We start from the raw sequence: 22,017 nt of genomic DNA on the forward strand, positions 1-22,017 counted from the left end.
GCCAGCGGAAGGGCCGACGGAAGGGCCGACGGAAAGCGGCGAACGGGAAAAGAAAGACCCCGCCCCGGTGCGTCTTCCCCCGTACGCACCGGGGCGGGGTCTTTCTTTTCCCGTTCGCCGCTTTCCGTCGGCCCTTCCGTCGGCCCTTCCGTCGGCCCTTCCGTCGGCCACCCCTTTGTTCCGGACGGAAACAATGGGTACGGTCTCCCTGTCCACGGGACGGTCGGTCGGCCGACCGACCGCCCGAGGCGGTTAGGCTCTAGTCGCAAGGCTCGCCAAGGGCTCATCACAGCCCCACGTGCCCCGCACAACCAGCGTCACATCCCAAGAAGGAGATGCTCGTGCCGTCCATCGACGTCGTCGTAGCCCGGGAAATCCTCGACTCGCGAGGCAACCCCACCGTCGAGGTCGAGGTCGGCCTCGACGACGGCAGCACGGGTCGTGCCGCCGTTCCCTCCGGTGCCTCCACCGGTGCCTTCGAGGCCATCGAGCTTCGCGACGGTGACCCGAACCGCTACATGGGCAAGGGTGTCGAGAAGGCCGTCCTGGCCGTCATCGAACAGATCGGCCCCGAGCTGGTCGGCTACGACGCCACCGAGCAGCGCCTGATCGACCAGGCGATGTTCGACCTGGACGCCACCGACAACAAGGGCTCCCTCGGCGCCAACGCCATCCTCGGCGTCTCCCTCGCCGTCGCGCACGCCGCCTCCGAGGCCAGCGACCTCCCGCTCTTCCGCTACCTGGGCGGCCCGAACGCGCACCTGCTGCCCGTTCCGATGATGAACATCCTGAACGGCGGCTCGCACGCCGACTCCAACGTGGACATCCAGGAGTTCATGATCGCCCCGATCGGCGCGGAGTCCTTCTCCGAGGCCCTGCGCTGGGGCGCCGAGGTCTACCACACCCTCAAGAAGGTGCTGAAGACCAAGGGCCTGTCCACGGGCCTCGGCGACGAGGGCGGCTTCGCGCCGAACCTGGAGTCCAACCGCGCCGCGCTCGACCTCATCATCGAGGCCATCAAGCAGGCCGGTTACGTCCCCGGCGAGCAGATCGCGCTCGCGCTCGACGTCGCCGCGTCCGAGTTCTACAAGGACGGCTCGTACGAGTTCGAGGGCAAGTCCCGCTCGGCCGCCGAGATGACCGAGTACTACGAGGAGCTCGTCTCCGCGTACCCGCTGGTCTCCATCGAGGACCCGCTGTACGAGGACGACTGGGACGGCTGGAACACCATCACCGCCAAGATCGGCGACAAGGTCCAGATCGTCGGCGACGACCTCTTCGTCACCAACCCGGAGCGCCTGGCCCGCGGCATCGAGGAGGGCTCCGCGAACGCCCTGCTCGTCAAGGTCAACCAGATCGGCTCGCTGACCGAGACCCTGGACGCCGTCGAGATGGCCCAGCGCAACGGCTTCAAGTGCATGATGTCCCACCGCTCCGGCGAGACCGAGGACGTCACCATCGCCGACCTCGCGGTCGCCGTGAACTGCGGTCAGATCAAGACCGGCGCCCCGGCCCGCTCGGACCGCGTCGCCAAGTACAACCAGCTGCTGCGCATCGAGGAGATCCTCGACGACGCCGCGGTGTACGCGGGCCGTTCGGCCTTCCCGCGCTTCAAAGGCTGAGCCAAGCAGGGCCAAGCCCTAGCCAGTCGTACGTACGTCCCCGTACCGGTCCCGTACCGTGTCCGGGGACGTACGTACGTGTGAGACGGGAGGCGGGGACACATGGCCGTGAAGGACCGGGACCGTTTCTCCACCGCGACCAGGATCAAGCTGATCGGCGAGCAGACCGCGGCCAGGGTCTACCGGTCCCAGACCAAGCGCCAGGCCCGCCGCTCCCGCCTCACCGGCCGGGCGGCCCTCCTCGCGCTCGTCCTGTGCACGCTGATCGTGGCACTGGCCTACCCCATGCGGCAGTACGTCTCCCAGCGGGCCGAGATCGCCGATCTCCAGCGTGAGAGGCAGGAGGCCCGCGAGCGGGTGGAACAGCTCCGCGACCTCAAGGCACGCTGGCAGGACGACGCCTACGCCGAACAGCAGATCCGGCTGCGGCTGCACTACGTGATGCCGGGGGAGACGGGTTTCATCGTCGTCGACCCCGACGCCGCCGAGCAGTCCCGCGACGGCCAGGGGGCCGCCGACCGCCCCTGGTACTCCAACGTCTGGGACGGCGTCGACAAGTCCGACGCCGCCGCCGGCGGATGAACCGCCATCGACGAAGCCATCGACGTAGCCATCGATGAACTGCGACCGACGAACTGACAGAGAGACTTTCGTACAGGCATGGAAACGCCCCCGCCGACCACTCCCCGCACCGAGCCCACCGACGCCGACGTCGAGGCCTTCAGGCAGCAGCTCGGACGCCCGCCGCGCGGCCTGCGCGCGATCGCGCACCGCTGCCCGTGCGGCCAGCCGGACGTGGTGGAGACGGCCCCCCGCCTCCCCGACGGCACCCCCTTCCCGACGCTGTACTACCTGACGTGCCCGAAGGCCAACTCGGCGATCGGCACGCTGGAGGCGAACGGCGTGATGAAGGAGATGACGCAACGGCTGCGGACCGACCCGGAGCTGGCGGCGGCGTACCGCGCGGCGCACGAGGACTATGTGCGGCGGCGGGACGAGATCGAGGAACTGAAGAACTTCCCCAGCGCCGGAGGCATGCCGGACCGGGTGAAGTGCCTGCACGTGCTCGTCGCCCACTCCCTGGCGGCGGGGCCCGGCGTGAACCCGCTCGGGGACGAGGCGCTGGCCATGCTGCCGCAGTGGTGGTCCAAGGGGACGTGTGTGACGCCGGCCGAGGGTGACGCCCGATGACCCGCGTCGCCGCCGTCGACTGCGGTACGAACTCCATCCGGCTGCTCGTCGCCGACGCCCACCCCGAGACGGGTGAACTGGTCGAACTGGACCGCCGTATGACGATCGTGCGGCTCGGGCAGGGAGTCGACCGGACCGGGCGGCTCGCGCCCGAGGCACTGGAACGGACCTTCGCCGCCTGCCGGGAGTACGCGGCCGTCATCAAGGAACACGGCGCCGAGCGGCTGCGCTTCGTGGCCACCTCCGCCTCGCGCGACGCGGAGAACCGGGACGAATTCGTACGCGGCGTGCTCGACATCCTGGGCGTCGAGCCCGAGGTGATCTCCGGCGACCAGGAGGCGGAGTTCTCCTTCACCGGCGCCACCAGGGAACTGACGGGCCGTGACGACCTGACGAAGCCCTACCTCGTCGTGGACATCGGCGGCGGCTCGACCGAGTTCGTCGTCGGGAACGACCAGGTGCGCGCGGCACGTTCCGTGGACATCGGCTGCGTGCGGATGACCGAGCGGCACCTGGTCGTCGACGGGGTAGTCACCGATCCGCCCACGGAGCAACAGATCGCGGCCGTGCGCGCCGACATCGAGGCGGCCCTGGACCTCGCCGAGCGCACGGTCCCGCTGAGCGAGGCGCACACCCTGGTCGGCCTCGCCGGCTCGGTCACCACGATCTCCGCGATCGCACAGAAGCTGCCCGCGTACGACTCGCGGGCCATCCACCACTCCCGCGTCTCCCGGGACCGGGTCCGCGAGATCACCGACTGGCTGCTGCACTCCACCCACGCCGAGCGCGCGGCGGTCCCGTCGATGCATCCGGGCCGGGTCGACGTCATCGGCGCGGGCGCGCTGGTCCTCCTGTCGATCATGGACCGGATCGGCGCGGAGGAGGTCGTGGTGAGCGAGCACGACATCCTGGACGGGATCGCCTGGTCCTTGGCCTGACCGCCTACAGCTTGCGGTACACGTCCCGCCGGTCGCCTACCTTGACGACGAGGACGACCAGCTCACCGTCGTTGATCTGGTAGGCGACCCGGTAGCTGCCGACTCTGAGCCGGTAGAGCCCGGACGGGCCGGTGAGTTTCTCGATGTCGGCGTCCTGGCGGTACGGGTCGTCACCGAGCGCGGTCAGCGCGGTCAGGATGCGCATGGCGTCGAGCCGGCTGACAGCCCGGAGCTGCCGCTGCGCCGCCGTGGTGAACCGGAAGGCGTACTTCACGCCGCGTCGCCGTCCCGCTCGGTGAACAGGTCAGCCAGCAGTTCGGCCATCGTCACTGTGGGGCCGCCCTCGGCCAGCACCGCTTCGGCTTCGCGCGCCAGCATGACGTCGGCCGCTTCCTCCAGTGCCTCGAAGTCGGCGATCGGAACCACGGCCGCCACCGGAACGCCGTTACGCATGATGACGGTCGGAACGCCTTCCTCGGCCCGGTTGATGTGGTCGGCGAGGTGCGCGCGGGCTTCCCGCACGGTCACGGTGTTCTCAGTCATGCACTCAGTGTACGCGCATGCGTGTACACGCGGCCATGTTCGGGGAGTCGCGTTCATGCGCGATCCTCGCCGGGATCGCCTGGTCGGTTCTCTCCTGAGCAGGTCGGGCGGCGTTTGAGCATGATCGAAGGGCTTGAGACGGCCCGGGACGAGCCCTCGGTGACACCCCCTCGGAAAACTTCGTGAAGTTCTTCACAAGGAAAACGGTCCTGTCGGAGGACGAAGAGGGGCCGGTTGGCCCTTACGGGGTGCGAATAGGCGGGTGAACGTGTTCAAAAGCGGAAGGCGCGGACGTTTCGCGAGCATGGCGCGCGGGGTGTTTCGAGGGCCTCACGCGGCACCCGGAACCCCGGAGAGGCAGCTCACGCGGCATTGACAACGGCACCTGATGCATACGGGTTCCCGTCGCGCATCATGACGTGGATCACGTGAGCGGCGGAGGATAACACATACCCCGAGGAAGCTTGTGAAGGGGCGCACGAGCGACCCCCCTCGGGCGGGTGGATACTCGATGGCATGAGCACCACGGAGCGTCCCAGGATCCTCGTAGTAGGCGGTGGGTACGTAGGCCTGTACGCAGCTCGGCGTATCCAGAAGAAGATGCGCTACGGCGAGGCGACCGTCACGGTCGTCGACCCCCGGTCGTACATGACCTACCAGCCCTTCCTCCCCGAAACCGCCGCCGGCAACATCTCCCCGCGCCACGTCGTCGTCCCGCTGCGACGCGTGCTGCCCAAGGCGGAGGTCCTCACCGGCCGGGTCACCACCATCGACCAGGACCGCAAGGTCGCCACGATCGCCCCGCTGGTCGGCGAGGCGTACGAGCTGCCCTTCGACTACCTGGTCGTCGCGCTCGGCGCGGTCTCCCGCACCTTCCCGATCCCCGGCCTGGCCGAACAGGGCATCGGTATGAAGGGCATCGAGGAGGCCATCGGGCTGCGCAACCACGTCCTCGAACAGCTCGACAAGGCCGACTCCACCACCGACGAGGAGATCCGCCGCAAGGCGCTCACCTTCGTCTTCGTCGGCGGCGGTTTCGCCGGTGCGGAGACCATCGGCGAGGTCGAGGACATGGCCCGCGACGCGGCCAAGTACTACAAGAACGTGTCCCGCGAGGACATGCGCTTCATCCTGGTCGACGCCGCCGACAAGATCCTCCCCGAGGTCGGCCCGAAGCTGGGCGCCTACGGCAAGGAGCACCTGGAGAGCCGCGGTGTGGAGATCTACCTCTCCACCTCGATGGACTCCTGCGTCGACGGCCACGTGGTGCTGAAGAACGGCCTCGAGGTCGACTCCAGCACGATCGTCTGGACGGCCGGCGTCAAGCCGAACCCGGTCCTCGCCCGCTACGGCCTCCCGCTGGGCCCCCGTGGCCACGTCGACACGGCCGCCACGCTGCAGGTGCAGGGCACCGACTACATCTGGGCCGCCGGCGACAACGCCCAGGTCCCCGACGTCGCCGCCCGCAAGGCCGGCGTCGAGAACGCCTGGTGCCCGCCGAACGCGCAGCACGCGCTCCGTCAGGCCAAGGTCCTCGGCGACAACGTGATCTCCGGTATGCGGGGCTTCCCGCAGAAGGAGTACGCCCACTCCAACAAGGGTGCGGTGGCGGGCCTCGGCCTCCACAAGGGCGTCGCGATGATCGTCATGGGCAAGATGAAGATCAAGCTCAAGGGCCGACTGGCGTGGTACATGCACCGTGGCTACCACGGCATGGCGATGCCGACGTGGAACCGCAAGATCCGCGTCTTCGCCGACTGGACCCTCGGCATGTTCCTCAAGCGTGAGGTCGTCGCCCTCGGCGCGCTGGAGTCCCCGCGCGAGGAGTTCTACGAGGCCGCGAAGCCGGCCCCGGTAGCGGCGAAGCCGGCCGTGGAGAAGACCGAGAAGACCGGCGAGAAGGCCAAGGCCTCCTGACCTCCGGTCACCGAAGCACCCCCGAAGGGGCCGCCCGCCATCCGTGGTGCGGGCGGCCCCTTCGGCGTGCTCCGGGGTCCGGGACGAGGGCTGAGGGCTGAGCCCCGCGACGGGAGCACACCCCGGTTCGGATGGTTTGCCCAGACGTAACCCTTGCAGGGGACTGCCTTTCGGCCTCCGCGGTGTTTACGTGGTGCAAGGACATCCGGGATCACCATCACGGAGGTGTGCACCATGGCAGACGCCGCGCCGCGGCTCCATGCCCTCGTCCAACAGTTGCTGGGAGCGCCTTTTGCGGTGCGGGTCCGGGCCTGGGACGGCTCGCTGGCCGGGCCGCCCGACGCGCCGACCCTCGTCGTACGCAACCGCAGAGCCGTCCGCCGGCTCCTCTTCAAGCCGGGTGAGCTGGGTCTTGCCCGCGCCTGGGTTTCCGGGGACCTGGACGTCGAGGGGGACCTGTACCAGGCCCTCGACCTGATCTCCGGCCATGTCTGGCAGCGCGACGACGACGCCCGTACGCTCACCGAGGCCCTGCGCGACCCCGGCTTCCGTGCCGCGGTCCGCGGTCTGCTGAAGCTCGCCGGACCCCCGCTGCCGCCCGCCCCGCCCCGCGAGGAGGTCAGGCGCGGCACCCACCTGCACACCCGCCGCACCGACCGGCGGGCGGTCAGCCACCACTACGACGTCGGCAACGACTTCTACGAGATCGTCCTCGGCCCGTCCATGGTGTACTCCTGCGCCTACTGGGAGTCCGCCGACAGCACTCTCGAGGACGCCCAGCGCGACAAGCTCGAACTCGTCTGCCGCAAGCTCGGGCTGACGCCGGGGCAGCGTCTCCTGGACGTGGGGTGCGGCTGGGGTTCGATGGCGATCCACGCCGCCCGTGAGCACGGGGTGAGCGTCGTCGGCATCACCCTCTCCCAGGAGCAGGCGGCGTACGCCCGCAAGCGGGTCGCGGACGCCGGTCTCACCGACCGGGTGGAGATCCGCGTCCAGGACTACCGGGACGTCGCGGACGGGCCGTACGACGCGATCTCCTCCATCGGCATGGCCGAGCACGTCGGCGCCGACAGGTACCTGGAGTACGCCGGCGTCCTGCACGCCCTCCTCAAGCCGGGCGGCCGGCTGCTGAACCACCAGATCGCGCGCCGCCCCCATCGCGACGAAACCGCCTACCAGGTCGACGAGTTCATCGACGCCTACGTCTTCCCGGACGGCGAACTCGCCCCTCTCGGCACCACCGTCACCCAGCTCGAACGGGCCGGCTTCGAGGTGCGTGACGTGGAGTCGATCCGTGAGCACTACGCCCTCACCCTGCGCCGCTGGGTGTCCCGGCTGGAGGACGACTGGCGCCGGGCGGTGCGCCTGAGCGGTGCGGGCCGGGCCCGTGTCTGGCGCCTCTACATGGCGGCCTCCGCGCTCGCCTTCGAACAGCAGCGCATCGGCGTCAACCAGGTCCTGGCCGTCCGTCCCCCGCCCTCCGGCGCCTCCGGCCTGCCGCTGCGCTCCCGCACCTGGAACTGAGCCGGCCGGCAGACGGCGAAGGGGCCCCGTCGACGTGCTCGACGGGGCCCCCAACGCACCTTGTCCTACTCGGACTTGATGGCTGCCAGTACGTTCAGCCCGGCCGCCCGACGCGCCGGCCAGAGTGCCGCGAGGACACCCACCGCGGCGGCCAGTGCCAGGAAGGCGGCCATCCGGGCCCACGGAAGGACGAGTTCGTACGTCGGCATCGACGTGCCGATCAGCTCACCGGCCGCCCAGCCGAAGAACACGCCGAGCCCGATGCCGAGCACCCCGCCGAAGAGGGCGATGACCAGCGACTCCAGTCGCACCATCCGCTTCACCGCCCGCCGGTCCAGCCCGATGGCGCGCAGCATGCCGATCTCCTGCGAGCGCTCGAACACCGACATGGCGAGGGTGTTGATGACGCCGAGCACCGCGACGATCACGGCCATCGCGAGCAGGCCGTAGAGCATGTTCAGCATCAGCGTGAACATCTGCGCGATCTCGTCGGAGAGGTCCTGCTTGCTCTGGACCTTGATGGCCGGGTTGGCGCCGAGGGCCTTCTCCAGCCTGTCCTTCGTCGCCTCCGAGGCGCCGCCGGACGTCTTGACCATGACCTGCATGTCGGTCGGGTCGTCCTGGTGCGGGGCGAGGGCGGTGTTGTCCAGGATGATGCCCTGGATCATCTCGTTGCCCTGGTAGACCCCGGCGACCGTCAGCTGCTGCTTCTTGCCGTCCTCGTACGCCACCGTGAAGGTGGAACCGGCCTTCCAGCCGTGCGACGTGGCGGTGTCGTCGTCGACGACGACCTTGGTGCCGCCGACCGTGAAGGAGCCGCCGTCGAGCGTGAGGTCGGTCAGCTCGCGGATGGCGGAGCCGGTGACGCCGGTGACGTACTCGGTCTGTCCGTCGATGCGGGCGGGCGCGTTGCGCAGCGGGCTGGTGAGGGCCACGCCGTCGGTCGCCCTGAGCTTCTTCTCGACGTCCGGGGACAGCTCGTTGCCGTTCGCCATCGACACGACGTAGTCGGCCTTGATCGCCGTGGAGGCCATCTTGTCGATCGACTTCTGCAGGCTGCCCGCCATCACCGTCATGCCGGTGATCAGGGTGAGTCCGACCATCAGGGCGGAGGCCGTGGCGGCGGTGCGGCGCGGGTTGCGCACCGAGTTCTGCCGGGCGAGCTTGCCGGACACCCCGAAGATCCGCAGGACCGGCGAGGCCGCCGCGATCAGCGGGCGGGACAGCAGCGGGGTCAGCACGAACACGCCGATGACGAGCAGGACCGCGCCGAGCCCCATGGGGGCCTGGCCGTCCGAGCCGCTCATGGTGGTGGCCGCGAGGACCACCGCGACGCCCGCCCCCGAGAGCAGGGCGCCGATGGTGTTGCGCAGCACCAGCGACTTGGTGGACGCCGTGGCGTGCACGCTGCTCATCGCGGCGACCGGCGCGATCTTCGCGGCGCGGCGGCCGGGCAGCCAGGCCGCCAGCATGGTGATGACGACGCCGACGACGAGGGCGGTCGCGACCGTGCCGGGCGAGACGACCAGCGGGCCGTCGGGGACGGTCGCGCCCAGGGAGCCCATCAGCGAGCGCATGCCGGCGCCGATGCCGACACCGGCGACCAGTCCGGTCAGACCGGCGGCCGTACCGACCACGAACGCCTCGATCAGCACCGACCGGGTCACCTGCCGGCGGGACGCGCCGACCGCGCGCAGCAGCGCCAGTTCCTTGGTGCGCTGGGCGACCAGCATGGTGAAGGTGTTGGCGATGATGAAGGTGCCGACGAAGAGGGCGATGCCGGCGAAGACCAGCAGGCCCTGCCTCAGCCCGCTCGTCTGGGAGGAGATCATCTCGGCCTGGTCGTCGGCGAGCTGCTTGCCGGTGGTGGTCTCGACGAGGTCCTTGGGCAGCGCCTTGTCGAGGGCGGCCTTCAGCGCGGTCTGCGAGGTGCCGGCGGCGGCCTTCACGTCGATCTCGTCGTACGTGCCGGTCTTGCCGAACAGCTGCTGGGCGGTGGCCGTGTCGAAGAGGGTGAGGCTGCCGCCCGCGGCGACGTTGCCGTCGTCGGTGGTGAAGATGCCGGTGATCTCCGGGCTGAGGACGGGGCCGTCGATCGAGAGACGCACGGTGTCGCCGACCTCGTAACCGGCCCGCCGGGCGGTCTCGGAGTCGAGGGCGATCTGGCCGGGGCCCCGCGGGGCGGTGCCCTCCTTCAGGGTGTACCGGGGGTCCTTGTCGCCCCAGTAGTTGCCGCCCTGCGACTGGAAGCCGCCGCCGACGAGCTTGCCGTCCTTGTCGGCGATCGCCGTGAAGCCGCCGACCACACCGATGGCGGACGCGGCGCCGGGGACCTTGGCGCTCCGGTCGAGCAGGGCCTGGGTCAGCTCGGGCGTCTTGCCGATGCGGTCGCCCTCGTCGTCCTGGGACTCGGCCGTGACGGCGACGTCGACCTGGCCGAATCCCTTGGCGGAACTCTTCTGGAAGGCCTCGGAGATGGTGTTGGTGAAGACCAGGGTCCCCGACACGAAGGCCACGCCGAGCATCACGGCGAGCACGGTCATCAGGAGCCGGGCCTTGTGCGCGAGGACGTTGCGCAAGGCGGTACGGAACATGGGTTCTTTTCTTCTCAGTCGTGCCGGGACGGCCGGGCTGTCGGTTCTGCCGGTGCGGGCTGTCGGTCAGGTCGCACTGACCGGCGGTCAGCTCGTGCGGCCCTTGGCGTCGAACTCGGGGCTCTGGGGGTTTCCCCCAGGCAGGCGCCCCATGCGGTCGAGGACCGACTCGGCCGTCGGGCCGTACACCTCGTCGACGATCCGGCCGTCCGCGAGGAACACGACCCGGTCCGCGTACGCCGCGGCCACCGGGTCGTGGGTCACCATGACGACCGTCTGGCCCAGCTCGCGCACGGAGTTGCGCAGGAAGCCGAGGACTTCGGCGCCCGAGCGGGAGTCGAGGTTTCCGGTCGGCTCGTCACCGAAGACGATGTCCGGCCGGGAGGCCAGGGCGCGGGCGACGGCGACGCGCTGCTGCTGGCCGCCGGAGAGCTGCGAGGGGCGGTGGCGCAGCCGGTCGGAGAGCCCGACCATCCGGATGACCTTGTCCAGCCACTCCTTGTCCGGCTTGCGGCCGGCGATGTCCATCGGGAGGGTGATGTTCTCCAGGGCGTTCAGGGTGGGCAGCAGGTTGAACGCCTGGAAGATGAACCCGATCTTGTCCCGGCGCAACTTGGTGAGCTGCTTGTCCTTCAGGGAGCCCAGTTCGGTGTCGCCGATGCGCACGGAGCCGGAGGAGAAGGTGTCCAGCCCGGCCACGCAGTGCATCAGCGTGGACTTGCCGGAGCCGGAGGGGCCCATGATCGCGGTGAACTCGGCCTGCCGGAAGTCGACGGAGACCCGGTCGAGGGCGACCACCTGGGTCTCGCCCTGTCCGTAGATCTTCGAGAGATCCGTGGCACGTGCGGCCACGGCGGTGGTCCGGTCGGCGAGGGGCATGGTGGTCACGGAGGTGCTCCTGTCGGGACGACGGCGTTGTGCGTTTCGGGTTGGACACCATCGTCTCGGCCGCCCGGCGCCGTGTAGTCAGCCGCTGTTCCGGTTCCGGGGGCAGACTTCGGAGTGAGCGCCGGCCGCCGTGTCATACCAGGGGATGACCCGCGCCCCTGAGGGGCCGTTCGTCGAGAACCGGTGGAGCACCCTCGTTCGGACGGTGAAATTCCGTCATTCCGTGTAGACCGGCCGACGCCGCACATGAGGCTATTGGCATGTGCGGATGGCCAGTTCCGGGGCTGATGCTCCCTCAGGCCTCAATAAAATAAGACAACATGGGGCTGCCCGGCCCCTGTTGGCCCGACGCCTCCCGATAGGCTCGAACTTCGACGCGGAGCCCATGGCCTGCCCGGATGGTGGAATGCAGACACGGCGAGCTTAAACCTCGCTGCCCCTCGCGGGCGTACCGGTTCAAGTCCGGTTCCGGGCACCTCCCGTCTTGCGACGGCTCGTCGTTCGCCGACCCGCACCGAGCGCCGCACCACCTCCGGCCCGACCCGTTGACAGCTGAGGAACGTGCGCGCAGACTCACGTCCGACAAGAGTGAAGGAAATTTCACCACACGAACAGTGCCGCGCGGACAGTGACACTGTGGACGCCGTGCGGATACGCCCTCCGAGCGTCACCGGAGAGGTTCCACGTGGCAATGACGCCCGTCTGAAAGGGAACGCCCGATGCGCACCACCGTCGGCATCATCGGCGCCGGCCCCGCCGGCCTCCTCCTCGCCCGCCTGCTGCACAACGCCGGAATCGACTCCGTCGTCCTGGAGAGCCGCGACCGGGACTACGTCGAACAGCGCCAGCGCGCCGGGATCCTGGAGCAGGGCACGGTCGACGTCCTGCGCGCGGCCGGCGCCGGGGAGCGCCTGGACCGCGAGGGGCTGCGCCACGACGGCATCGAGCTGCGCTACGACCGCACACGCCATCGCGTCGACTTCCCCGCCCTCACCGGCGGCCGGTCCGTCACGGTCTACGCCCAGACCGAGGTGTGCAAGGACCTCATCGCCCTCCAGCTGCAGGAGGGCGGCCCCCTGCTGTTCGAGGCGGAGGCGCTCGCCGTCGAGGGCGCCGGCACCGACCACCCCCGCGTGCGGTTCCGGCACGACGGGCGGGAGGACGTCCTCGACTGCGCGTACGTCGTCGGCTGCGACGGCTTCTGGGGGATCGCCCGTAGCGCGATCCCCGCCGAACTGACCCGCGTCTTCGAGCGCACCTACCCCTTCGGCTGGCTCGGCATCCTCGCCGACGTGCCGCCCTCGCACGACGAGCTGGTCTACGCCCGCCACGACCGCGGCTTCGCCCTGCTGTCCATGCGCTCCCCGTCCGTCTCCCGTCTCTACCTCCAGGTGCCCGAGGGCACGGACGCCGAGGCCTGGAGCGACGACGAGATCTGGGCCGAGCTGGAGCGCCGCTTCGAGACCGACGACGACTGGACGCTGGAGCGCGGCCCGATCACCCAGAAGTCGGTCACCCCCATGCGCTCCTACGTCCACGAGCCCATGCGGCACGGCCGCCTCTTCCTCGCCGGTGACGCGGCCCACATCGTGCCGCCGACCGGCGCCAAGGGCCTCAACCTCGCCGTCGGCGACGTCGTCACCTTCGCCCGCGCCCTCGTCCACCAGCGGGAGACGGGGTCGGCTGAGCTGCTGGACGCCTACTCGCAGACCTGCCTGCGCCGGGTCTGGCAGGCCGAGCGGTTCTCCTACGACATGACGACCCTGCTGCACCGCGCCCCCGGCGCCACCCCCTTCGAGGAGCGCATCCAGCTGGCCCGGCTGGAGCGGATCGCCTCCTCGCGGGCCGCCGAGACCGACCTGGCCGAGGGCTACACGGGGTTCCCGTTCGGGTGACGCCGTCCGGGCGGCGCCCGACGTAGGGGCGGCGTCAGCCGGTGATCACCGGCCGGTCCCGGACACGTACCGGGTTGGTCATGAATGAGGCCCGCCACCGCGGGGAATCAGGGATCGACGTAGCGTGTTGGGTACGACGACAAGGGAAAGATCCTCCCCAAGCACTAGGGTCATTCCTTTGCCTACCTATTACTCTTGAGCGAAGGCCGCGCTGTTGTGGCCACGTGTGGCCATGGAGGAGTGAAATGAGGAGCACAAACCCGGTCTTCTCGCGACGGGGGTTCAGCCGTGACAGCGGCTACGCGGGCTTCAACGCCGCGCCGCAGGCCGGGGGGCCCGCCGTCGGCACGCAGCAGGGCAACCCGTACGCGCAGGGCGGCCCGTCCGCCCAGCCGGCCGGCAACCCCTACGCGCAGAACCCGTACGCCCAGCAGGACGTCCGGCACGGCGCACCGCAGGCCCCGGTCACCACCGGCGGCGTCATGACCATGGACGACGTCGTCGCGCGCACCGCGACGACGCTCGGCACCGTGGTCGTCACCGCGGTGCTCTCCTGGCTGCTGCTGCCCGTCGACGAGGCGAACATCGGCAAGTCCTACGGCATCGCCATCGGCGCCGGACTGGTCGCGATGGTGCTGGCGCTCGTCCAGTCCTTCAAGCGTCGCCCGTCGCCCGCGCTGATCCTGTCGTACGCCGCCCTGGAGGGCGTCTTCCTCGGCGTGATCTCCAGCGCGGTGTCCACGTACATCTCGGACGGGGTCGTCGCCCAGGCCGTGCTCGGCACGATGGCGGTCTTCGCCGGTGTGCTCGTGGCGTACAAGGCGGGCTGGATCCGCGTCAACCGCCGCTTCTACGGCTTCGTGATGGCGGCCGCGCTCGGCTTCGTGCTGCTGATGGCGGTGAACCTGCTGTTCGCCGTCTTCGGCGGCGGTGACGGCCTCGGCTTCCGCAGCGGCGGCCTCGGCATCATGTTCGGAGTCATCGGCATCATCCTCGGTGCCTGCTTCCTCGCCCTGGACTTCAAGCAGGTCGAGGACGGCATCACCTACGGCGCCCCGCGCGAGGAGGCCTGGTTCGCCGCCTTCGGCCTCACGATGACCCTGGTGTGGATCTACATGGAGTTCCTGCGACTCCTGTCCATCCTCAACAGCGACTGACGCGAGCCGCCTCGGCACGATCGCGCCGACGCCACGAAGGGCCCCGGGTCACCCCGGGGCCCTTCGTCGCGTGCGGGTCCGGTTCGGTGTCGTGCGGGCGCGCTACAGGAGTTTGCGCGCGGCCCTCCTCAGGTCGTACTCGTGGACGATCGCCTTCGCGTGGCCGTACGCGAGGTCGTGCTCGTGGCGGAGCCAGCTCACCTTCTCCTCGAAGCGGAAGAGGGAGGGGCCTTCTTCGACGGTGCGGAGCCAGTCGGCGACTTCACGACCGGTGCAATGGGGGATGCGGGCGAGCATGTTGCGGTGGGTCTCCTCGGAGAGGACGTGGGACATCGGCGCCTCCGGACGCAAAGGGGATGTAAGCCGGTCCTTCAGGTCACCGTGCCTGAGCGTTCGCCCGTTGGCAACAGTCCCGGTACGGCGCGTACGCTCGCGGCGTGCTGGATACGAAGCGTCTGACGCAGGCCGTGGATCACTTCGCCGACCGGTTGCGGGCAGCTCCGCAGAGTCGGCTTCAGCGGGGCGCCGCGGCGGAGGCACTGGGGCTGGCCAGGGAGTTCGCCCGGCGCGCCCAGCTCGCGGAGGAGCCCGCGGCGGAGCCCCGTGAGATGCCCGACGCGGGCATGTTCGCCGCCGCCGACCAAATCACGGTGGCCGTGCACGACTTGGTCCTGGTCCTCACGGACGAGAGCCAGATCGACGAGGCCGTGCGGTTGGTCGAGGAGGCGCAGAAGCGCGCGGGGGTCTGACGGGGGGCGCCGGGGCCGGGTCCGCCCGCCGGGGGAGCCTCAGAGACTGGCTATGACCCGGTCCGCCAGGATGTAGACGCTCTCCTCGCCACAGGCGAAGGTCAGGGCGTACGCGCCCGAGATGCCCGAACCGCCCAGCAGATACGGCGTCTCGCCGGCCGTGAGGGCCCGCGCGAGGCGGTCCGCGGTCTCCCGGTGGCCCGGGGTCATGCACAGGGTGGTGCCGTCGGCGAAGACGTAGACGTCGAGGGTGCCGAGCGGGCCGGGCCGCACATCGGTCAGTTCGACGCGGTCGGCGGCCAGTTCCTCCAGCGCGGTCACCGTACGCTCGTGGTCGTTGACGACCGGTGACTGGACCGGCACGAAGTCCGGGTGGGAGGGGTGCCGGCGGCGGGCCGCGGCCAGTTCGGGGGAGTCCCCGGCGAACTCGTCGGCGTCCGCGGGCGGCTCGGTCACCGGCTCCAGGCCCGCGAAATCGGCCTGCCGGGGCAGGAACAGCTCACTGTCCGGCAGACCCAGCAGCGAGGGCGCGTCGGAGGCGTCACGGGCCTCCTGGGCGGCCCAGAAGGCGCGCGCCTCGGCCAGCTCGCGCTCCCGCTCCTCGGCCAGGGCCTCGGCCACCGCCGCGCGTATCTCAGCCGTGTCGGCCGTCGTGCGGGCGGCCGGAACGAAACCGCGCGGCCCGGCGGCGGCGCCGGCGGTCTCCGCGAGCTGCGTGTGCAGGGCCGCGACCTGACGGCGCAGCTGCAACAGGGTGCGCAGGACGGCGACGCCCACGGCGCCCGTGGCGGCCGTGGTGACCAGCAAGGCGATCGGCATGGCGCTCACTGACGTACTCCCGGTTCAAAGTCGACCCCCGACTTCCTACATCAGCTTGAAGGGCGGACTATCCAGCTGTCAGTGCGTAACGTCACGAAACGGGCAGGAGATTTGCCCGGCCTCAATTGGTGAAACGGCGCTGAGCTGCGTAAATCCCTCCTGGGAGGGAGATAGGTCACATCCTGGGGGAGATTGGATCACAAAACGGCCCGGAATCCAGGGGCTTCCCAGATTCCGGGCCATCGGCTCACGAGGGGTGCCCGGACGGCTACCGAGAGGTCACCGAAGAGGCCGCCGTGCGACGTGTGCGGCTCGTCCGCGTACGACGTCGACCACCGGGGGTCAGCTGAGGCGCTCGATGACCATCGCCATGCCCTGGCCGCCGCCGACGCACATCGTCTCCAGGCCGAACTGCTTGTCGTGGAACTGCAGGGAGTTGATGAGCGTGCCGGTGATGCGGGCGCCGGTCATGCCGAAGGGGTGGCCGACGGCGATCGCGCCGCCGTTGACGTTCAGCTTGTCCAGCGGGATGCCGAGATCGCGGTAGGAGGGGATCACCTGGGCGGCGAACGCCTCGTTGATCTCGACCAGGTCGATGTCGTCGATCGTCAGACCGGCCCGGCGCAGGGCCTGGTTGCTGGCGTCGACCGGGCCGAGGCCCATGATCTCGGGGGAGAGACCGGAGACACCGGTCGACACGATGCGGGCGAGCGGGGTGAGGCCCAGCTCGCGGGCCTTGGTGTCGCTCATGATGACGAGCGCGGCGGCGCCGTCGTTCAGGGGGCAGCAGTTGGCGGCCGTGACCATGCCGTCGGGGCGGAAGACCGGCTTCAGGCCCGCCACGCCCTCCATCGTGACGCCGGCGCGCGGGCCGTCGTCCTTGCTGACCACCGTGCCGTCGGGGGTGGTGACCGGGGTGATCTCGCGCTCCCAGAAGCCGTTCTTGATGGCTTCCTCGGCGAGGTTCTGCGAGCGGACGCCGAACTCGTCCATCTCCTGGCGGGTGACACCCTTGAGGCGGGCCAGGTTCTCAGCGGTCTGGCCCATCGAGATGTAGGCGTCGGGGACGACGCCGTCCTCGCGCGGGTCGTGCCAGGTGGTGCCCTCCTGCTCGGCGACGGCGGCCGTGCGGGCCTCCGCCTCGGCGAAGAACGGGTTGTGCGTGTCGGGCAGGCTGTCGGAGTTGCCGTTGACGAACCGGGAGACGGTCTCGACGCCGGCCGAGATGAAGACGTCGCCCTCGCCGGCCTTGATGGCGTGCAGCGCCATGCGGCTCGTCTGGACGGACGAGGAACAGTAGCGGGTGACCGTGCAGCCGGGCAGGTGGTCCATGCCCATCTGTACGGCGACGATGCGGCCGAGGTTGTTGCCCTGCTCGCCGCCGGGGAGGCCGCAGCCGAGCATCAGGTCGTCGATGTCCCTCGGATCCAGCTCGGGGACCTTCGCGAGGGCGGCCTGGATGATGGTGGCGGTGAGGTCGTCGGGGCGCAGGTCCTTGAGGGAGCCCTTGAAGGCGCGGCCGATGGGGGAGCGGGCGGTCGACACGATGACGGCTTCGGGCATCACGGCTCCATTGGCGTTCACGGGGTGGGTTTTCCGGCGGGGCTTGGACGTTGACTGGAAGTTACCCGTACGTATGGGTCAGGTCACGGGTGTGGTGGTGTGACCCTGACCGCAGTTTACTAAGCGCTTGCTTTTCCGCGCCCCCGCCGCCCCTTCCCGTCCCGTCCCGTCCCTGAGGGCTGCCGCCCCCGGATCCCCGCTGTCGGCCTGAACGGCCTCGTCCTCAAGCGCCGGCCGGGCTGAGACACCGGTCACTGGGGGACGCGCTCCGGCTCCGGGACCCGGCGGCGGCGGCGCCTCTTGAGGAGGGCCCAGGGGCCCCGGGGGCCTGTCGGCATCGCCGCCGCGACCTCCGTGCCCGCCTCCGACGCGGCCTCCGCCGCCGCACGGGCCACCGGGAGGAAGCCCTCGCGGCGGGAGACGTCGGGGCGCTCCTCCTCCGCCGGCCACAGGCCCAGCGTCGCGCACACCGTCGGCAGGACGGCCATCGCCGCCGTGGCGTACCCCTCCGCCGAGGGGTGGTAGTGGTCGGGACCGAACAGCTCGCGCGGGTTCGCCTCGAACTCGGGGCCCAGCAGATCGCCCAGCGACACGGTGCGGCCGCCCTGCTCGACGACGCCGATCGTCTGGGCGGCCGCCAGCTGGCGGGAGGCCCGTCTGGCGAGCCACCGCAGGGGCTGTCCGACGGGCTCGATGGTGCCGAGGTCGGGACAGGTGCCGACGACCACTTCCGCGCCGGCCGTGCGCAGCCGCCGTACCGCCGCCGAAAGGTGACGTACCGAGAGGGTCGGGGGCATGCGGTGGGTGACGTCGTTCGCGCCGATCATGATCACGCAGACGTCGGGCACCGGGGCCGTGCCGCCCACGACGAGCGCGACCTGCCGGTCCAGGTCGTCGGAGCGGGCACCGGGCAGTGCCACGTTGCGCAGTTGCACCGGCCGTTCGGCGACCGCCGCGAGCCCCGAGGCCAGCAGTGCGCCGGGGGTCTGCCCGGCCCGGTGGACGCCCTGGCCCGCCGCCGTGGAGTCGCCCAGCAGCGTCAGGTACAGCGGTTCCGCTCCGGGACCGGGGGTGTCGTAGGCGCGGCCGTAGAGGCCGTCCGCCTGGGGGACGTGCGGGTGTGTGCCGTTGCCGACCTGGCGCCGGGCCAGCCGCATCTCCGTCAGGATCAGCCCGACGGCCGCCGCTCCGGCCAGACCGATGCCGCCGCCGCCGTAGGCCGCCCCGGCCGCGATGCGCCGGGCCACTCGTGCCCTGGACATGCTCGTCATGCCTCGCCGCCACCTCCTCCGTGTCCGTACACCCACTCCTTGCCCCGTACGGACGGTCGGCCAATCTCAACAGGGAGTGAACGTCACGGCCGGGGTCGTAGGCTGGCCTGACCACTACGACCACTGTTTTTGCAAGCAACCGGAGACAACGGTGCAATTCCACGACTCGATGATCAGCCTCGTCGGCAACACCCCGCTGGTGAAGCTCAACAGCGTGACCAAGGGCATCCGGGCTACCGTCCTGGCCAAGGTGGAGTACTTCAACCCGGGCGGTTCCGTGAAGGACCGCATCGCCCTGCGCATGATCGAGGCGGCGGAGGAGAGCGGCGCGCTCCAGCCCGGTGGCACGATCGTCGAGCCCACCAGCGGAAACACCGGTGTCGGGCTGGCCATCGTGGCGCAGCAGAAGGGGTACAAGTGCATCTTCGTGTGCCCCGACAAGGTGAGCACCGACAAGATCAACGTGCTGCGGGCGTACGGCGCCGAGGTCGTCGTCTGCCCGACCGCCGTGGACCCCGAGCACCCGGACTCCTACTACAACGTCTCCGACCGGCTGGTCCGTGAGACGCCCGGCGCGTGGAAGCCCGACCAGTACTCCAACCCCCACAACCCGCTCTCGCACTATCACTCCACCGGCCCCGAGCTGTGGGAGCAGACGGACGGGCGGATCACCCACTTCGTCACGGGCGTGGGCACGGGCGGCACCATCTCCGGGACCGGCCGCTACCTGAAGGACGCCAGCGAGGGCCGCGTCCAGGTCGTCGGCGCCGACCCCGAGGGGTCCGTGTACTCGGGCGGCTCCGGGCGGCCGTACCTCGTCGAGGGTGTCGGTGAGGACTTCTGGCCGACCGCCTACGACCGCACCGTCGCCGACGAGATCGTCGCCGTGTCCGACAAGGACTCCTTCCAGATGACCCGCCGGCTGGCCAAGGAGGAGGGGCTGCTCGTGGGCGGCTCCTGCGGCATGGCCGTGGTCGCCGCGCTGCGGGTCGCCGAGCGGCTCGGCCCCGACGACGTCGTCGTCGTGCTGCTGCCCGACAGCGGCCGCGGCTACCTCAGCAAGATCTTCAACGACGAGTGGATGGCCGACTACGGCTTCCTGGAGGACGAGGGCCCCAGCGCCCGCGTCGCCGACGTCCTCAACGACAAGCAGCACGGCGCCATGCCGTCCCTCGTCCACATGCACCCCGAGGAGACCGTCGGCCAGGCCATCGAGGTCCTGCGCGAGTACGGCGTCTCGCAGATGCCCGTCGTCAAGCCGGGCGCCGGTCACCCGGACGTGATGGCCGCCGAGGTCGTCGGCTCCGTCGTCGAGCGCGAGCTGCTGGACGCCCTGTTCAGCAAGCGGGCCTCGCTGGAGGACCCGCTGGAGAAGCACATGTCGGCCCCGCTGCCGCAGGTCGGCTCCGGTGAGCCGGTCGGCGACCTGATGTCCGTGCTGGGCACGGCCGACGCGGCGATCGTGCTGATCGAGGGCAAGCCGAGTGGTGTGGTCAGCCGGCAGGACCTGCTGGCCTTCCTCGCCAAGGGCGCCGTGAAGTAGCTTCCGGCGTCCGGGGGCGGAACACCGGGGAAACCTGCGGTGAACCGCCCTCGCCGGCGGCGGACTTCCGTTTGCCTACAGAAAGGGTGGACTTCGCGGAAGTGGTACGAGGGCGTCACGTCCGCGCAGCACACGCTTAACACGCGTCCGGCATATTTGTGGTCGTCGGAAGGGCAGTGGAGGTACCTCCCAGGCGTTGAGCACTGGGGGAGGCTCCCCGCCCCACCGACACCCGAACGGCGTCACGGACCTCCGGAGCGGCTCCCGGACCTCCACCGACGCCATGGACGCGAAAGCCTGGCCTGACCCGGCTCGCGTCCCTCGCGGGGACCGCCGTCGTCCCGCCCCCCGGTAACGGGGGTGCGGCGGTCCCCGCGACATAGCTCCTCCCGGGCGCGGCCCGGTCTCCGGTCACCTCACCCGCCTCGGACGCAATGCCTCAGGGGCCGGTCACCTCACCCGCCTCAGGCGCGTTCCGCCGCCACCGGCGACGTCCGACTCCCCAGCAGCGCCGGCCGCTCCGCCGTCTTTGAGCCCGGCTCCGGCGTGTGGACGACCAGCGCCTGCTCCTGGTCGGCGGTGACCGCCGGCGTCTCGTGCGGGAAGGTGAGCAGGCCGGCGACCGGGTGCCGGACCCGCTTCACGCCGTACGCCTACGCCACCAGCCGGCCCCGGCACGTCAACCTGCGCCAGAGCATGGTGCTGCCGACCCGGCAGGCCTGAGAGCGGCTCCTGAGCGGGGCCGGCCGGCGGTCAGCCCTCCCAGTCGCTGCTCTGGGAGGAGTCGCGCCGCCTGCCGAACAGAGCCGGGTTGATCCGGGCCGCCTGCACGACGTTGATGCCGACGATGCCGAGCCAGGACACGATCAGCCCCGGCAGATGCGCCACGCCCGCGCCGATCGCGGACAGCGGGACCGCCAGCACCAGCGAGACGATCCCGAAGCCGAAGCGCTCACCCCAGGAGTCGGTGGCCCCCGACGAGCGTCCGTCGCGGGCCGACACCATCTGCTGCTCGGCATACTGCCGGCGCACCCGACGCTCGACGGCGCCGTCGATACGCTGGTCGACCTTCTCCAGGAACGAGTCCACCAGCGCGGACTCGTACTCCTCGCCCAGTTCCCTGCGGGCCTGCAGAGTGGCGTCGAGTTCCTTCTTCAGCTCGGTGTCCCGCGCGTCCATGGTGGTCTCCCGTCCCGTCATTGCCTCCACGGTAGGCAGCGGACCCGGCGCGGGCACTGGGGTTAGCCCCCCTCTTGGCAGGGGGGTCAGCCGACCGCCGGACGGGCCGGTACGGGTCAGCCCCACACCCGGCTGCGCCCCTTCCTCGCCGACCCCGAGCCCGCCTCCTCCGGTGTGATGATCCTGGGGGACGCCGTCGGCGCCGCCCTCGGTGACCTGAGCGCCTTCTCCGCCCCCGCGTCCCTCGGTCACGCTGTACTCTCCCGGGGCGTCGAGGAGCAGGCCGGCTTCGCCTCGCCCGCCGCCCGGCAGACACTGCGGGTCTGCGGCGCGTACCGTCTCGTCGTCGGCTGTGAACTCGTCGCCGCCGTACGGGCGCTGCACCAGCGCGACCTGAGGCCCGAACCGGAGCTTCTGGCGAGCCGGGCGCTGGAGCCGGCCGAGTCGGTGCTCGACGAGGACCAGGCCGACCGGCCGCTCACGGACGACGTGACGGCGGCGGCCCGGCTGCTGGACCGGTTCACGGACATCTGGAGGGGGAGCGGGGCATGAGCGCGGACAGGGACACGGGTGTGGACGCGGGCGCGGACGTGGGTGCGGGGTCCGGTGCGGGGCCCGCACCCA

The 22,017-nt window shown here is 70.5% G+C and carries 20 protein-coding genes, 1 tRNA gene and 1 pseudogene; 12 read left to right on the plus strand and 10 right to left on the minus strand.

Translation table 11 applies throughout. From position 1 onward, the window contains the following. Positions 1 to 341: 341 nt before the first annotated feature. The 4 genes from eno (at position 342) to P1P75_RS24995 (ending at position 3,751) form a co-directional block, all read left to right on the plus strand. Positions 342 to 1,622 carry a phosphopyruvate hydratase gene (gene eno / locus P1P75_RS24980; RefSeq protein ID WP_319259006.1) on the plus strand — a complete coding sequence of 427 codons (1,281 nt, stop codon included), beginning with the start codon at positions 342 to 344 and terminating at the stop codon, positions 1,620 to 1,622. 102 nt (positions 1,623 to 1,724) lie between these two features. Then, complete coding sequence (locus P1P75_RS24985; RefSeq protein ID WP_319259008.1) at positions 1,725 to 2,204, plus strand: septum formation initiator family protein; 480 nt, start codon at positions 1,725 to 1,727, stop codon at positions 2,202 to 2,204. 78 nt (positions 2,205 to 2,282) lie between these two features. Further along, positions 2,283 to 2,813, plus strand: a complete 531-nt coding sequence (locus tag P1P75_RS24990; RefSeq protein WP_319259010.1) for a DUF501 domain-containing protein — start codon at positions 2,283 to 2,285, stop codon at positions 2,811 to 2,813. Then, positions 2,810 to 3,751 carry a Ppx/GppA phosphatase family protein gene (locus P1P75_RS24995; protein ID WP_319259011.1) on the plus strand — a complete coding sequence of 314 codons (942 nt, stop codon included), beginning with the start codon at positions 2,810 to 2,812 and terminating at the stop codon, positions 3,749 to 3,751. The genes P1P75_RS24990 and P1P75_RS24995 overlap by 4 nt, the downstream gene beginning before the upstream one ends. A 4-nt stretch (positions 3,752 to 3,755) precedes the next feature. Here the strand turns inward: P1P75_RS24995 and P1P75_RS25000 are convergent, their stop codons facing one another. Next, positions 3,756 to 4,025 carry a type II toxin-antitoxin system RelE/ParE family toxin gene (locus P1P75_RS25000; RefSeq protein WP_319259013.1) on the minus strand — a complete coding sequence of 90 codons (270 nt, stop codon included), beginning with the start codon at positions 4,023 to 4,025 and terminating at the stop codon, positions 3,756 to 3,758. Next, positions 4,022 to 4,294 (minus strand): type II toxin-antitoxin system Phd/YefM family antitoxin, encoded by a 273-nt coding sequence (locus P1P75_RS25005; protein ID WP_319259015.1) that lies wholly within the window; start codon positions 4,292 to 4,294, stop codon positions 4,022 to 4,024. Before P1P75_RS25005 ends, P1P75_RS25000 begins: the two co-directional genes overlap by 4 nt. A 516-nt stretch (positions 4,295 to 4,810) precedes the next feature. Here P1P75_RS25005 and P1P75_RS25010 point away from each other — a divergent pair. Together P1P75_RS25010 and P1P75_RS25015 are read left to right on the plus strand one after the other, a co-directional pair. Continuing rightward, positions 4,811 to 6,211 carry an NAD(P)/FAD-dependent oxidoreductase gene (locus tag P1P75_RS25010; protein WP_319259017.1) on the plus strand — a complete coding sequence of 467 codons (1,401 nt, stop codon included), beginning with the start codon at positions 4,811 to 4,813 and terminating at the stop codon, positions 6,209 to 6,211. 234 nt (positions 6,212 to 6,445) lie between these two features. After that, entirely contained in the window at positions 6,446 to 7,735 is a 1,290-nt protein-coding gene (locus tag P1P75_RS25015) for a cyclopropane-fatty-acyl-phospholipid synthase family protein (protein ID WP_319259019.1), read from the plus strand. A 65-nt stretch (positions 7,736 to 7,800) separates the two neighbouring features. Here the strand turns inward: P1P75_RS25015 and P1P75_RS25020 are convergent, their stop codons facing one another. Together P1P75_RS25020 and P1P75_RS25025 are read right to left on the minus strand one after the other, a co-directional pair. Beyond that, on the minus strand, positions 7,801 to 10,329 hold the full coding sequence (locus P1P75_RS25020) for an FtsX-like permease family protein (RefSeq protein WP_319259021.1): 2,529 nt from the start codon (positions 10,327 to 10,329) through the stop codon (positions 7,801 to 7,803). Between the two features lie 87 nt (positions 10,330 to 10,416). Continuing rightward, positions 10,417 to 11,217: an ABC transporter ATP-binding protein gene (locus P1P75_RS25025; protein WP_319259023.1), complete on the minus strand. Its 801-nt coding sequence runs from the start codon at positions 11,215 to 11,217 to the stop codon at positions 10,417 to 10,419. Positions 11,218 to 11,609: 392 nt separating this feature from the next. Between P1P75_RS25025 and P1P75_RS25030 the strand changes: the two genes are divergently transcribed. From P1P75_RS25030 to P1P75_RS25040, 3 genes are all read left to right on the plus strand, one after another. Then, positions 11,610 to 11,692 (plus strand) — tRNA-Leu (locus tag P1P75_RS25030). Between the two features lie 244 nt (positions 11,693 to 11,936). Next, entirely contained in the window at positions 11,937 to 13,112 is a 1,176-nt protein-coding gene (locus P1P75_RS25035) for a 4-hydroxybenzoate 3-monooxygenase (RefSeq protein ID WP_319259025.1), read from the plus strand. 245 nt (positions 13,113 to 13,357) lie between these two features. After that, entirely contained in the window at positions 13,358 to 14,269 is a 912-nt protein-coding gene (locus tag P1P75_RS25040; protein ID WP_266457893.1) for a Bax inhibitor-1/YccA family protein, read from the plus strand. A gap of 102 nt (positions 14,270 to 14,371) precedes the next feature. Here P1P75_RS25040 and P1P75_RS25045 read toward each other — a convergent pair whose 3' ends face one another. Further along, the gene (locus P1P75_RS25045; RefSeq protein WP_319259027.1) at positions 14,372 to 14,602 is read right to left on the minus strand and encodes a DUF4287 domain-containing protein; all 231 of its coding nucleotides are present in this window, start codon (positions 14,600 to 14,602) and stop codon (positions 14,372 to 14,374) included. A gap of 104 nt (positions 14,603 to 14,706) precedes the next feature. Here P1P75_RS25045 and P1P75_RS25050 point away from each other — a divergent pair, with 104 nt between their 5' ends. Continuing rightward, positions 14,707 to 15,018: a hypothetical protein gene (locus P1P75_RS25050; protein WP_229894499.1), complete on the plus strand. Its 312-nt coding sequence runs from the start codon at positions 14,707 to 14,709 to the stop codon at positions 15,016 to 15,018. 39 nt (positions 15,019 to 15,057) lie between these two features. Here the strand turns inward: P1P75_RS25050 and P1P75_RS25055 are convergent, their stop codons facing one another. From P1P75_RS25055 to P1P75_RS25065, 3 genes are all read right to left on the minus strand, one after another. Beyond that, positions 15,058 to 15,846, minus strand: coding sequence for a hypothetical protein (locus P1P75_RS25055; protein ID WP_319259030.1), 789 nt, complete (start codon positions 15,844 to 15,846; stop codon positions 15,058 to 15,060). A 333-nt stretch (positions 15,847 to 16,179) separates the two neighbouring features. Next, the gene (locus P1P75_RS25060) at positions 16,180 to 17,400 is read right to left on the minus strand and encodes an acetyl-CoA C-acetyltransferase (RefSeq protein WP_319259032.1); all 1,221 of its coding nucleotides are present in this window, start codon (positions 17,398 to 17,400) and stop codon (positions 16,180 to 16,182) included. Between the two features lie 251 nt (positions 17,401 to 17,651). Next, positions 17,652 to 18,671, minus strand: a complete 1,020-nt coding sequence (locus tag P1P75_RS25065) for an SGNH/GDSL hydrolase family protein (RefSeq protein WP_319259033.1) — start codon at positions 18,669 to 18,671, stop codon at positions 17,652 to 17,654. Between the two features lie 151 nt (positions 18,672 to 18,822). Between P1P75_RS25065 and P1P75_RS25070 the strand changes: the two genes are divergently transcribed. After that, positions 18,823 to 20,214, plus strand: a complete 1,392-nt coding sequence (locus P1P75_RS25070) for a cystathionine beta-synthase (RefSeq protein WP_319259035.1) — start codon at positions 18,823 to 18,825, stop codon at positions 20,212 to 20,214. A gap of 464 nt (positions 20,215 to 20,678) precedes the next feature. On the opposite strand, the gene P1P75_RS25075 is transcribed toward P1P75_RS25070, so the two are convergent. Both P1P75_RS25075 and P1P75_RS25080 read right to left on the minus strand, forming a co-directional pair. Continuing rightward, positions 20,679 to 20,858, minus strand: coding sequence for a hypothetical protein (locus P1P75_RS25075; RefSeq protein ID WP_319259037.1), 180 nt, complete (start codon positions 20,856 to 20,858; stop codon positions 20,679 to 20,681). A gap of 109 nt (positions 20,859 to 20,967) precedes the next feature. Then, the gene (locus tag P1P75_RS25080) at positions 20,968 to 21,414 is read right to left on the minus strand and encodes a hypothetical protein (RefSeq protein WP_319259039.1); all 447 of its coding nucleotides are present in this window, start codon (positions 21,412 to 21,414) and stop codon (positions 20,968 to 20,970) included. A 96-nt stretch (positions 21,415 to 21,510) separates the two neighbouring features. Here P1P75_RS25080 and P1P75_RS25085 point away from each other — a divergent pair. Further along, positions 21,511 to 21,945, plus strand: a pseudogene (locus tag P1P75_RS25085) (aromatic amino acid lyase); the annotation flags it as partial. Between the last annotated feature and the right edge of the window lie 72 nt (positions 21,946 to 22,017).

This window comes from Streptomyces sp. ID05-39B (genome assembly GCF_033794725.1).
In the GTDB taxonomy this organism is placed as follows: Bacteria; Actinomycetota; Actinomycetes; order Streptomycetales; family Streptomycetaceae; genus Streptomyces; species Streptomyces bobili.